Source organism: Corynebacterium sp. HMSC05C01 (assembly GCF_001807155.1).
GTDB lineage: Bacteria > Actinomycetota > Actinomycetes > Mycobacteriales > Mycobacteriaceae > Corynebacterium > Corynebacterium coyleae.
Genome location: NZ_KV787954.1, coordinates 38,967 through 51,214, shown reverse-complemented (window position 1 = coordinate 51,214; position 12,248 = coordinate 38,967). Strand labels below are relative to the sequence as shown.

At 62.6% G+C, this 12,248-nt stretch carries 10 protein-coding genes; 9 read left to right on the top strand and 1 reads right to left on the bottom strand.

Going from position 1 to position 12,248, the window contains the following annotated elements; translation table 11 throughout:
• The 8 genes from sucB to HMPREF3145_RS05010 all read left to right on the top strand — a co-directional run.
• On the top strand, nt 1-1,288 hold a 1,288-nt coding region (sucB, locus tag HMPREF3145_RS12005), incomplete at its 5' end, for a 2-oxoglutarate dehydrogenase, E2 component, dihydrolipoamide succinyltransferase (RefSeq protein ID WP_246817512.1).
• A 73-nt stretch (nt 1,289-1,361) separates the two neighbouring features.
• Nucleotides 1,362-3,062, top strand: a complete 1,701-nt coding sequence (locus tag HMPREF3145_RS05040; protein ID WP_246817510.1) for a dihydroxyacetone kinase family protein — start codon at nt 1,362-1,364, stop codon at nt 3,060-3,062.
• Between the two features lie 97 nt (nt 3,063-3,159).
• On the top strand, nt 3,160-6,012 hold the full coding sequence (gene gcvP, locus HMPREF3145_RS05035) for an aminomethyl-transferring glycine dehydrogenase (RefSeq protein WP_070422156.1): 2,853 nt from the start codon (nt 3,160-3,162) through the stop codon (nt 6,010-6,012).
• Nucleotides 6,013-6,029: 17 nt separating this feature from the next.
• Nucleotides 6,030-7,133, top strand: a complete 1,104-nt coding sequence (gene gcvT, locus HMPREF3145_RS05030) for a glycine cleavage system aminomethyltransferase GcvT (protein WP_070422155.1) — start codon at nt 6,030-6,032, stop codon at nt 7,131-7,133.
• A gap of 2 nt (nt 7,134-7,135) precedes the next feature.
• Entirely contained in the window at nt 7,136-7,522 is a 387-nt protein-coding gene (gcvH, locus tag HMPREF3145_RS05025) for a glycine cleavage system protein GcvH (protein WP_070422154.1), read from the top strand.
• Nucleotides 7,523-7,555: 33 nt separating this feature from the next.
• Nucleotides 7,556-8,341 carry a lipoyl(octanoyl) transferase LipB gene (gene lipB / locus HMPREF3145_RS05020; RefSeq protein ID WP_070422153.1) on the top strand — a complete coding sequence of 262 codons (786 nt, stop codon included), beginning with the start codon at nt 7,556-7,558 and terminating at the stop codon, nt 8,339-8,341.
• A gap of 5 nt (nt 8,342-8,346) precedes the next feature.
• Nucleotides 8,347-9,390 (top strand): lipoyl synthase, encoded by a 1,044-nt coding sequence (lipA, locus tag HMPREF3145_RS05015; protein WP_070422152.1) that lies wholly within the window; start codon nt 8,347-8,349, stop codon nt 9,388-9,390.
• Nucleotides 9,391-9,433: 43 nt separating this feature from the next.
• Nucleotides 9,434-10,225 (top strand): DUF4191 domain-containing protein, encoded by a 792-nt coding sequence (locus HMPREF3145_RS05010; protein ID WP_070422151.1) that lies wholly within the window; start codon nt 9,434-9,436, stop codon nt 10,223-10,225.
• A gap of 28 nt (nt 10,226-10,253) precedes the next feature.
• Here HMPREF3145_RS05010 and HMPREF3145_RS05005 read toward each other — a convergent pair whose 3' ends face one another.
• Nucleotides 10,254-10,733, bottom strand: coding sequence for an RDD family protein (locus tag HMPREF3145_RS05005; protein ID WP_070422150.1), 480 nt, complete (start codon nt 10,731-10,733; stop codon nt 10,254-10,256).
• Nucleotides 10,734-10,778: 45 nt separating this feature from the next.
• Between HMPREF3145_RS05005 and glnA the strand changes: the two genes are divergently transcribed.
• Nucleotides 10,779-12,245, top strand: coding sequence for a type I glutamate--ammonia ligase (glnA, locus tag HMPREF3145_RS05000; RefSeq protein WP_209272854.1), 1,467 nt, complete (start codon nt 10,779-10,781; stop codon nt 12,243-12,245).
• Nucleotides 12,246-12,248: the final 3 nt, after the last annotated feature.

Genomic DNA, 12,248 nt, shown 5'->3' with positions numbered 1-12,248 from the left:
GGTCGACGAGCCGCTGCTCGAGGTCTCCACCGACAAGGTCGACACTGAGATCCCGTCTCCGGTCGCTGGCACCATCATCGAGATCCTCGCTGAAGAGGACGACACCGTAGAGGTCGGCGACGTCATCGTGGTCATCGGTGACGCTGACGCGGCTGCTTCCTCCGACGACTCCAACGAAGACGAAGCCGAGGTCGAAGAGGCTGAAGAAAAGGCCGAGGAGAAGGCTGAAGAGAAGAAGCCGGAGCCGAAGGAAGAGCCGAAGCAGGAGGCTCCGAAGGCTGCTTCCACCGAGTCCAAGAACGCTTCCGCGAAGGTGAACAACGGCGACAACGTCCCGTACGTCACCCCGCTGGTGCGCAAGCTGGCTGAGAAGCACGGCGTTGACCTGAACACGGTTGAGGGCACTGGTGTTGGTGGCCGCATCCGTAAGCAGGATGTCCTGGCTGCCGCTGAGGGTGGTAAGGCTGAGGGCACCACCGCTGCGTCTGCGACGAAGGAGCAGACGCAGCAGCCGAAGGGCGAGCGCGCTAACTGGTCCACCAAGTCTGTGGATCCGGCGAAGGCGGAGCTCATCGGCACCACCCAGCGTGTGAACCGCATCCGCGAGATCACCGCTGCGAAGATGGTCGAGTCGCTGCAGACCACTGCTCAGCTCACCCACGTGCAGGAAGTCGACGTCACCCGTGTGGCGGAGCTGCGCAAGAAGGTGAAGCCGGCGTTCGTCGAGAAGCATGGCGCAAACATCACGTACCTGGCCTTCTTCATCAAGGCCACGGCAGAGGCGCTTGTGTCCCACCCGAACGTGAACGCTTCCTACGACGCGGATGCGAAGGAGATCACCTACCACGAGGACGTCAACATCGGTATCGCTGTTGATACCCCGATGGGGCTCCTGGTGCCGGTGATCAAGCAGGCGCAGAAGAAGAACCTTGCGGAGATTGCGAAGGCGATCACCGACCTGGCCGAGCGCGCACGCAACAAGAAGCTGCGTCCGGACGACCTGTCTGGCGCAACCTTCACGGTGACCAACATTGGTTCCGAGGGTGCGCTGCTGGATACTCCGGTGCTGACACCGCCGCAGGCTGGCATTCTGGGTACGGCTGCGATTGAGAAGCGCCCGGTCATCGTGACCGAGGATGGCATTGACTCCATCGCGATCCGTCAGATGTGCTACCTGCCGTTCACCTACGATCACCAGCTGATCGACGGTGCGGACGCTGGTCGTTTCGTCACGACCATCAAGGACCGCATCGAGGAGGGTGACTTCGAGGCTGACCTCGATATCTAACCTCTAGCAGGCGAAAGCCCGGCACTGATTTATGTCAGTGCCGGGCCTTCTTTTTATGTTTACACTGGCGCGCATGACAGGCACATTCAAATCTTTCCGCAACAACACTGAACATTTCATGCGCGAGGCACTCGGCGGCCTTGTGGCCGCGCATCCTTTTGCGGAGTGGCACAACGAGGGGTTCGTGGGGCTTTTGCGTGACGACGACTCCCCCGCCCGCGTCGCCGTCATCTCCGGCGGCGGGTCGGGTCACGAGCCGATGCACGCCGGGTTCGTCGGCGAGGGGATGCTGGACGCGGCTTGCCCGGGGCTGCTGTTTACGTCCCCGAACGCGGTGCAGATTGGCGCGGCAACGGAGTGGGCAGATCGTGGCCGTGGTGTTGTGCATGTGGTGAAGAACTACACGGGCGACGTCATGAACTTCACCGTGGCGGGCAACCACGCCGATGCGGAGGTGAAGCAGGTGTTGGTGGCTGACGATGTGGCCACTGAGATCGATAACGATGACTCGCCGGGGAGGCGGGGTACGGGGGCGACGGTGATCGTCGAGAAGATTGCGGGTGCTGCTGCGGCTCGTGGCGACGACCTCGGCGCCGTTGCGGAGGTTGCGCAGCGGGCGGCGGATCAGTCGCGAAGCATGGCGGTGGCGCTGCAGCCTGGCCACTCCCCGACGAGTGACCGCGCGACGTTCGACCTCGACGAGGGGCAGATTGAGGTCGGTGTTGGTATTCACGGTGAGCCGGGTGTGGAGCGTCGTGATCAGGCGGGGTCGCAGCCGTCGGCAAAGGCGTTGGTCGAGGAGCTCCTCGATGCGGTGCTGGCCTCGCTCAAGGACAACGGCGTTGAGGTGGATGACGCCATGCTCTTTGTCAACGGCCTGGGTGGCACAAGCGAGCTGGAGCTCGATCTGGTCTTCGGCGAGGCGCTCAAACAGCTGTCGGATCGTGGCGTGACGGTGCGTCGCGGAATGCGTGGCTCGCTGGTGACGTCACTGAACATGGCTGGTATTTCGCTTACGGTGACGGCGCTCGACGATGAACTCATCGACTTGCTCGACGCTGAGACACAGGCGCCGGCGTGGCCTGGTCTGGCGCGTGACCCGCAGTATGCGGACGCCACCATGACGGACGACGAGCAGCAGCCCGATAACGGTGGGGAAAACGTATGGCTTTCGGCCTTTGTGGAGCGCCTCTCAGCCGCATACGACGATCTCACGGCACTGGACCGCGAGGCAGGCGACGGCGACTTCGGCCAGAACATGGAGGCGGCCTTCGGCGACGTGGCTACCCCGATTCGGGGCAACGACCCTGAGGTGCTGAACTTCTTCGCCCACCGGATGTTGGTTCGTGCGGGTGGTACCTCTGGTGCGGTGCTTGGCACGTTCTTCCGCGAGATGGCTGACGTGTTTGAGCGCGCCAATGTGGATTCGCGGGACGCGGACGGCGCTGCGTTTGGCAAGGCGCTGGCTGAGGGCCTGCGAGACGGTGTGGCGGCCATCACCGAACTTGGTGGCGCGAAGGAGGGCGACAACACGCTTATCGACGCGCTCGTGCCCGCCGCAAAGGCCGCCGAATCGCTCGATGGCGCTGCCACTGTGGAGGACGTTCTTGAGCACGTATTCGCAGCTGCCGTCGAGGGCGCAAAGTCCACCCGCGGTATGCAGGCGAAGAAGGGTCGGGCCTCCTACCTGGGCGAAAGCGCAAAGAATGTGCCGGATCCCGGCGCGATTGCGGTGACGTGGTTGCTTGGTGCAGCGGACGTGAGGGAGTTCTAACCCCGATAGACTGCTTTGTCTTATTGGTGGGTGTCACGGACGTGTTTGCCCGCTATGCTTGGGCGTGCTCGTACGCCCCGAGATAAGGAGCCTTCAGTTGGATTACATTTCCCGTCATATTGGCCCAAACCAGGATGAACAGCAGCAGTTGCTGGACGCGCTGGGTTACGAAAGTATCGATGCGCTGATTGCTGCAGCGGTGCCAGGCGGGATCCTGGCTGAGCAGCCGCTTGATCTGCCGGATGCGCTTACGGAGTACGAGGCTCAGGCTCGTCTGCGTGAGTTGGCTGGCAAGAACAAGGTCTTGCGCGCGTTCTATGGCCAGGGCTTTAACTCGACTCTCACGCCACCGGTGATTCGTCGTGGTGTGGTGGAGGATGCTGGCTGGTACACCGCGTATACCCCGTATCAGCCGGAGATTTCTCAGGGGCGCCTGGAGGCGCTGCTGAATTTCCAGACCATGGTGCAGGATCTGACTGGTTTGGATATTGCGAACGCTTCGCTTCTCGACGAAGCCTCGGCCGCCGCGGAAGCAGTTGGCCTGATGGCTCGTGTGGTGAAGAAGGGTCGCCGTGTGCTGTTGGATGCTCGTTTGCATCCGCAGGTGATCAACGTGGCTGCAGAGCGCGCCCGTGCGATTGATCTTGAGGTTGAGGTTGTTGACCTCACCGAGGGTGTTGTCGGCGAGGACCTGGTGGGCGCGGTGTTTGCCTACCCGGGTACCGAGGGCGACGTTGCGGATCCGCGTCCGGTGATCGAGGCGATCCACGAGCGTGGCGGCCTGGTTGCGGTTGACGCGGACATTCTTGCGCTGACGCTGTTGGAGTCCCCTGGTGAGTTCGGTGCGGATATCGCAATCGGCACCACCCAGCGCTTGGGTGTGCCGCTGTTCTACGGTGGCCCGCACGCCGCCTACATGGCTGTGCGCGAGAAGTTGCAGCGTCAGATGCCGGGCCGCCTCGTTGGCGTGTCCAAGGATGCGGAGGGCTACCCCGCATACCGCCTGGCGTTGCAGACGCGTGAGCAGCACATTCGCCGTGAGCGTGCGACGTCCAACATCTGTACTGCTCAGGCACTGCTGGCGGTGACGGCGTCGATGTACGCGGTCTACCACGGTCCGGACGGGCTGACGCAGATCGCTCGCGCGATTCACCAGCGCGCGACGGATTTTGCTGCCGCTCTTGAGAAGGCTGGCGTGAAGGTCAAGCATGCTGAGTTCTTCGACACTGTTGCGGTGGAGGTTGAGAGGGCGCGTGGCGTCGTCGACAAGCTTGCGCAGGCCGGCTACCTTGTCCGCGCGATCGACGACAAGACTGTCGGTGTGTCCTTCGGCGAGGACACCACGGATGCGGATGTTGCGGCGCTGCTGGCCGGCTTCGGCGCTGAGGCTGCAACCGGCGAGTCTCGTATCCCGGCGGCACTCGCACGTAAGACCGAGTTCCTCACCCACGAGACGTTTAACCGCATCCACTCTGAAACCCAGATGATGCGCTACATCCGCGAACTCGGCGACAAGGACCTGGCGCTGGACCGCACGATGATCCCGCTGGGTTCCTGCACGATGAAGCTCAACCCGACCGCGGGCCTTGAGGCGATTACCTGGCCTGATTTTGCCAACGTGCACCCCTTCACCCCGGACGAGTACACCGAGGGATGGCGCGAACTTATCGACGAAATCCGCTCCTGGCTGGTCGAAATCACCGGCTACGCCGAGGTGTCCGTCCAGCCGAACTCCGGTGCGAACGGCGAGTTGGCCGGTCTGTTGGCGATCCGTCGCTACCACGTGGCCAACGGCGACACCGAGCGCGATATCTGCCTGATTCCAGCGTCGGCGCACGGTACGAATGCGGCGTCGGCGACGCTGGCGAACCTGCGGGTGGTCGTCGTCAAGACTGCTGCCGATGGTTCCATCGACATCAACGACTTGGACGAGAAGCTGGCCAAGCACGAAGGCCACGTCGCAGCCATCATGCTCACCTACCCCTCCACGCACGGCGTGTACGAGGAAGACGTTCGCGTGGTCTGTGACAAGGTGCATGCGGCTGGCGGCCAGGTCTACATCGACGGCGCGAACATGAACGCCCTGACCGGCATCGCCCGCCCGGGTGACTTCGGCGGCGACGTGTCTCACCTGAACCTGCACAAGACGTTCACCATCCCGCACGGTGGCGGTGGTCCGGGCGTTGGCCCGATCGGTGTGGCCGAGCACCTCATCCCGTTCCTGCCGTCCAACCCGAACGTGCCGCTGGAGCAGGCCGCTGCGGAGATCGACGGCTCGGCTGGCGTGCCGGTGGCCTCCACCCTGTTTGGCTCGGCTGGTGTGCTGCCGATTTCCTGGTCCTACATCGCCATGTCCGGTGCGGAAGGACTGCGCAGTGCCACGGCACACGCGGTGCTGAACGCGAACTACATTGCGAAGGAACTCAACGACTCCTTCCCGGTCCTCTACACCGGCAACAACGGGCTTGTCGGCCACGAGTGCATCCTGGACCTGCGCGAACTCACCGATCAGTCCGGTGTGACCGCCGCCGATGTGGCCAAGCGCCTCGTGGACTACGGCTTCCACGCCCCTACCCTGGCATTCCCGGTTGCGGGCACGCTCATGGTGGAGCCGACCGAGTCCGAGGACCTGGCTGAGATCGACCGCTTCATCGAGGCAATGCGCTCCATCCGTGCGGAGATCCAGGAGATCATCGACGGCAAGATCGAGTACGAAAAGTCCGTGGTCCACAACGCGCCGTACACCGCGCACAGCGTGGCCCGTGACGAGTGGCCGTACGAGTTCACCCGTGAGCAGGCCGCCTACCCGGTGGATCGTCTCGTCCACCAGAAGTACTTCCCGCCAGTGCGTCGTGTTGACGAAGCATTCGGCGACCGCAACCTCCAGTGCGCATGCCCGCCGCCGGAGGCCTTCGATATCACCGACGACACTAACGGCACCGACAACTAGGAGTAAGGAGAACACCCATGCCACAGACTCCCCTGTTTGCTAAGCACGAGGCGCTCAACGCCTCCTTCACCGACTTCGGTGGCTGGACCATGCCGCTGAAGTACGCCTCCGAGTTGGAAGAGCACCGCGCGGTGCGCAACGACGTTGGCATTTTCGACCTGTCCCACATGGGCGAAATTGACGTCAAGGGCCCGGATGCTGCAGCGTTTTTGGACTACGCGTTGATCTCCAACATGTCCATCCTGAAGGTGGGCAAGGCGAAGTATTCGATGATTGTCGATGAAAACGGCGGCATCCTCGACGACTTGATCACCTACCGCTTCGACGACGACCACTTCATGGTTGTGCCCAATGCTGGCAACACCGCAGCCGTATGGGCGGCGTTCGAGGCACGCAAGGGGGACTTCGACGTCGAGCTGCGCAACGACTCCGAAGCCACCGGCCTGGTTGCCGTCCAGGGTCCGCGCTCCCTCGAGGTGCTCAACCCGCTGCTGGACGGCGATGCTGGCGCGCTTGAGTACTACTCCGGCGCTTGGTTCTCGCTTCGCTCGAACGACACAACAGTCGACGATGCGAAGCGAGTCGACGTGTTTGTCGCCCGCACCGGTTACACCGGTGAAGACGGCTTCGAACTGTTCTGCGCGGCCGAAGACACCGTTGCCGTGTGGGACGCCGTCATCGGCTCCGGTACCCCGTGCGGTCTGGCTGCACGTGACTCGCTGCGTCTCGAGGCATCCATGCCGCTCTACGGCAACGAATTGACCACCGACATCACCCCGGTGGAGGCCGGGATGGGCCGTGCGTTTGCAAAGAAGGAGGCGGACTTCGTCGGTAAGCAGGCGCTCACCGGTCGTGAACCAAGCGTCGTTATCGCTGGTCTGACGTCTGAGCAGCGCCGTGCCGCACGTCAGGGCGCCGAGGTGTACCTGGCGGGTACTGAGGACAAGATCGGCGTGGTCACCTCTGGCCAGCCTTCGCCGACGCTGGGCTACCCGGTCGCACTCGCACATGTGGATCCGGCACACACGGAAGTGGGCACCGAAGTGGAAGTTGATATCCGCGGACGCCGCTACCCGTTTACTATTGCAGCAACCCCGTTTTACACCCGAGAGGACGCATAACTATGGCTCTGAAGCAGGATTTCTACTACTCCGAGGACCACGAGTGGATCAACGCCACCCCGGACACCGCCGTTGGCCAGACCGTACGCGTGGGCATCACCCACGTCGCTGCTGACCGCCTCGGTGAGGTTGTGTTCGCGGAACTGCCGCAGGTCGGCGACACCGTCACCGCAGGCGAAACCTGCGGTGAGATCGAGTCCACCAAGTCGGTCTCTGATCTGTACTCCCCGGTCACCGGCACGGTCACCGCTGTCAACGAGGACATCGACGGCGCGTATGAGGCCATCAACAACGACCCGTACGGCGAAGGCTGGCTCTACGAGGTTGAGGTCGAAGAGGTCGGCCCGCTCATGACCGCCGACGAGTACGGCGCCGCTAACGGCGTGTAGTACACATCTCTGCCGGGGACTAGGGTTGGGCGCATGACTGCGCCACGTGACCCGTTTTTCCCCGCCGAGAAGTCCATCCGAGCCTCAGACTCGCCCATTGACGTGCGCGAGCTGGGGCTCGTGGACTATCAGCAGGCCTGGGACCTTCAGGCCGAGATTGCCGCGCAGCGCGCCAAGGACGAGGTGGGCGACACCATCCTGGTGTTGGAGCACCCCTCCACATTCACTGCCGGCAAGCGCACCCAACCAGAGGATATGCCGGATGCTTCCTACCCCGTCCCGGTTGTGACGGTGGACCGTGGCGGTCGCATCACCTGGCACGGCGAAGGCCAACTCGTGGTGTACCCGATTATTAAGTTGGCCGAGCCGGTAGACGTCGTCGATTATGTGCGCCGCCTCGAAGAAGCCCTCATTCAAACCGTGCGGGCAGCCGGGGTGACCACCGCAGGGCGTATCGACGGCCGCTCGGGCGTCTGGGTACCCGCTGAAACCAAGGCGGCCTCCCCTGAGGCCTCGACACGTGAGCGCAAGATCGCAGCACTTGGCATCCGTATCACCCGTGGCGTGACCATGCACGGGCTGAGCCTGAACTGCGACAACACCCTCGAACACTACGAACACATCGTCGCCTGCGGTATCGACGACGCCGACGTGACCACCATGTCGCTCGAACTCGGACGCGACATCTCGCCTGCCGATATGGCTGGCCCTGTCGTGCCCGAACTCAAGCGAGCTTTGGCTGGTGAACTGGTGGTTGCGGACCATACGTTTGCCACTCGGCCGGACCCGTCGAAGGGTTTGACAAAACATGTACGGTAGGGGGCGTGACTGTAGCACCAGAAGGACGCAAGCTGCTGCGCGTTGAGGCGCGCAACTCGCAGACACCAATTGAGAAGAAACCACGCTGGATCCGCAACTCTGTAAAGACCGGTCCCGAATACGAGGACATGAAGCAAAAGGTCAAGGGAGCGGGGCTGCACACCGTGTGCCAGGAAGCCGGCTGCCCCAATATTCACGAGTGCTGGGAATCGCGTGAGGCAACGTTCCTCATCGGCGGATCGCGTTGCTCGCGCCGTTGCGATTTCTGTGACATCGCCTCCGGCAAACCGGATCCGTTGGACCGCGACGAACCGCGTCGCGTGGCAGAAGAGGTTAAGAGCCTCAACCTGAACTACTCCACCATCACCGGTGTGACCCGCGACGACCTCGAAGACGAGGGCGCATGGCTCTACGCAGAGGTCGTTCGCAAGATCCACGAACTCAACCCACACACGGGCGTGGAAAATCTCACCCCGGACTTCTCCGGCAAGCCGGATCTGCTCCAGGAAGTGTTCGAAGCACGCCCTGAGGTCTTCGCCCACAACCTGGAGACTGTCCCGCGCATCTTCAAGCGCATCCGTCCGGCGTTCCGTTACGAGCGATCTCTGGACGTTATCCGCCAGGCACGTGACTTCGGTTTGATCACCAAGTCCAACCTCATCCTCGGCATGGGTGAGACCCGTGAAGAGGTCCTGGAGGCACTCAACGACCTTGTTGATGTCGGCTGCGACATCATCACCATTACGCAGTACTTGCGCCCAGGTCCGACGTACCACCCGATCGATCGTTGGGTGAAGCCGGAAGAGTTCATCGAGTACCGCGACGCTGCTTACGAGATGGGCTTCGGAGCTGTCATGTCCGGCCCGCTGGTCCGCTCCTCCTACCGTGCAGGCAAGCTCTACGTGGAAGCAATGAAGCACCGTGGGCTCGAACTGCCGGAGAACCTGAAGCACCTCGCGGAAACGTCTCAGGGTGAGACCGCGCAGGAAGCCTCGTCGCTGCTGAAGAAGTACGGCGCGTCTGAGGACCACCCTGTAGAGACCCGTTAGGGGTCTTTGGCCCGCGTCTTAGCTGTGGCATACAGTATTGGCCATGGCTAAGACGCAGGACAAGGCAGCCGCAAAGGCTGCGAAACAGGAACAACGCGCGGCGAAGCGCGCGAAGAGCAAGGCAACGCGCGGGCAAATCGTCCAGGCGTTTAATATTCAGCGCAAGCGCGACAAGGCGCTTATCCCGATCATGCTGGCCTGTGTGCTCGGCGTCGGGTTGCTATTCTTCCTCCTCGGCCTGTGGTGGGGCATGAAGTGGCTCTGGCTCGTCTTCGGCCTCGTTCTGGGTGCCGTGCTGGCAATGTTTGTCTTCTCCCGCCGCCTGGAGCGCTCCATGTACGAAGAGGTCGGCGACACCCCAGGCGCTGCCGGCTGGACGCTGGAGAACATGCGCAACACGATGGGCATCGTGTGGCTGACTAAGACCGGCGTGCAGGCGAATACTTCCATGGACACCGTCCACCGCGTGGTGGGCAACCCGGGTGTGGTCCTGGTCGGCGAGGGTAACCCGAACCGTTTGAAGGCCCTGATGTCCAAGGAGCACAAGCGCGTCGACCGTCTGCTGGCTGGTGTACCGATCTACGAGGTGTATGTCGGTGAAGGCGAAGACCAGGTGCGCACCCGCGACCTGCAGAAGCACCTGCTGAAGCTGCCGAAGAACTACCAGAAGAACGAGGTATACAACCTCGCAGCGAAGTTGGACGCAATGGATTCACGCGCACGCAACGGCCAGATGCCGGGCCTGCCGGGTGGTCCACTGCCAAAGCAGGCACAGAACATGGCGGGTATGAACCGCAAGATGCGCCGTATGCAAGAGCGCAAGGGCGGAAAGTAACCCCCGAATCCCCCCGATGATCCGCTCGCTACCTGGAGCGGATCACTGTTGTGGTGGTGGCGCGGTCATGCATGCCGCGCCCGTCGGCGTCGACAAGCGCTGCGGGCAACACGAAGCCGGTGAGGACGGTGCGCAACGCTGCGCGCCACAGTCCCACCGGCGCTTCTTCGTCTACACGCGCCACCCCCATGCCGAGCGCAGCCATACCTGGGGTGCGGGCGAACAACCAGCCTCCCAGGATTCCCAGCACGATCCACAGCAGGTAGGTCAGCGTGTACTTGTCCCCCAACGCTGAGGTGTTCTGGGTGATCAGGGATGCGGCGATCGCGCAGATTGTCCAGTCGATGAGCACCCCGCCCATGCGTCGCGCCACCGATGCTTGCGAGCCGGCACCTTTCTCCGGCATGCCGAGGAACTCCCCCGGATAGGACGGCAGATGGTCCTCGCCGTTGAATTGATTAGGGATTTCTGGGCCGTTGCGCCAGTCAGGTCGTCGATTAGCAGCCATACTCTATGAGCCTAGCGGTGTACAGGTCTACACTTGTAACCGCTTATGACAGCCGACCGACGAGGAGTACCGCCCGTGTCCTTCGACAACATCGAAGACGTTAAAAAGTTCATTGTCGACGAGGGGGTGGAATTCGTTGACGTGCGCTTCACCGACGTGCCCGGCATCGAACACCACTTCTCCATCCCGGCCTCCATGTTCGACGAAGACGTGATGGAAGAGGGCCTCGCTTTCGACGGCTCCTCCATCCGCGGCTTCACCACGATCGAAGAGTCCGACATGACGCTCATGCCGGACCTGGCCACCGCGAAGCTCGACCAGTTCCGTGGCTCGAAGACGCTAAACGTGAAGTTTTTTGTCAACGACCCGTTCACCCACGAACCGTTCTCGCGCGACCCGCGCAACGTAGCCAAGAAGGCCGAGGAGTACCTGCGCTCCACCGGCATCGCAGACACCTGCTCGATTGGCGCCGAGGCCGAGTTCTACCTGTTCGACTCCATCCGCTACGAGGTGGACGCCCATACTGCGTTCTACGAGATCGACGCGGAAGAAGGCTGGTGGAACCGTGGTGCCGAGGCTGACGTCGATGGCGGCCCGAACCTGGGCTACAAGAACCGTGTGAAGGGTGGCTACTTCCCCGTCCCGCCGCACGACAAGACCGTCGAGGTGCGCGACGCGATGGTGCGCAACCTGGCTGAATCCGGTTTTGAGATCGAGCGTTTCCACCGCGAGGTGGGCAACGGCGGCCAGCAGGAGATCAACTACCGCTTCAACACCCTGCTGCATGCGGCGGATGATCTGCAGGACTTCAAGTACATCGTGAAGAACACTGCCACCCAGTTCGGTAAGACCGTCACGTTCATGCCGAAGCCGCTCGCTGGTGACAACGGCTCGGGCATGCACGCCCACCAGTCGCTGTGGAAGGACGGCGAGCCGCTGTTTTACGACGAGTCCGGCTACGGTGGCCTGTCCGACATCGCCCGCTGGTACATCGGCGGCCTGCTCGAGCACGCAGGTGCCGTACTCGCCTTCACCAACCCGACGCTGAACTCCTACCACCGCCTAGTGCCGGGCTTCGAGGCCCCGATCAACCTGGTGTACTCCCAGCGCAACCGTTCCGCTGCCATCCGCATCCCGATCACGGGTGCGAACCCGAAGGCGAAGCGCATCGAGTTCCGCGCACCGGACCCGTCGGGCAACCCTTACCTCGGCTTCGCAGCCATGCTCATGGCAGGTATCGACGGCATCAAGAACCGCATCGAGCCGCACGCCCCGGTGGACAAGGACCTCTACGAACTGCCACCAGAAGAGGCCAAGGACATCCCGCAGGCACCGACCTCGCTTGAGGCTGCCCTGCAGGCGCTTGAGGCTGACCATGACTTCCTCACCGAGGGCGACGTGTTCACCGAGGATCTCATTCAGACCTACATCAAGCTGAAGTACGACAACGAGATCACCCCGGTGCGCCTGCGCCCAACGCCGCAGGAATTCGAGATGTACTTCGACTGCTAAATC

Bases quoted from the DNA above. Each gene is read 5' to 3' on its own strand.
- HMPREF3145_RS05040 (WP_246817510.1), top strand. From the start codon at position 1,362: ATGACAGGCACATTCAAATCTTTCCGCAACAACACTGAACATTTCATG.
- gcvT (WP_070422155.1), top strand. From the start codon at position 6,030: ATGCCACAGACTCCCCTGTTTGCTAAGCACGAGGCGCTCAACGCCTCC.
- gcvH (WP_070422154.1), top strand. From the start codon at position 7,136: ATGGCTCTGAAGCAGGATTTCTACTACTCCGAGGACCACGAGTGGATC.
- lipB (WP_070422153.1), top strand. From the start codon at position 7,556: ATGACTGCGCCACGTGACCCGTTTTTCCCCGCCGAGAAGTCCATCCGA.
- HMPREF3145_RS05010 (WP_070422151.1), top strand. From the start codon at position 9,434: ATGGCTAAGACGCAGGACAAGGCAGCCGCAAAGGCTGCGAAACAGGAA.
- HMPREF3145_RS05005 (WP_070422150.1), bottom strand. From the start codon at position 10,733: ATGGCTGCTAATCGACGACCTGACTGGCGCAACGGCCCAGAAATCCCT.
- glnA (WP_209272854.1), top strand. From the start codon at position 10,779: ATGACAGCCGACCGACGAGGAGTACCGCCCGTGTCCTTCGACAACATC.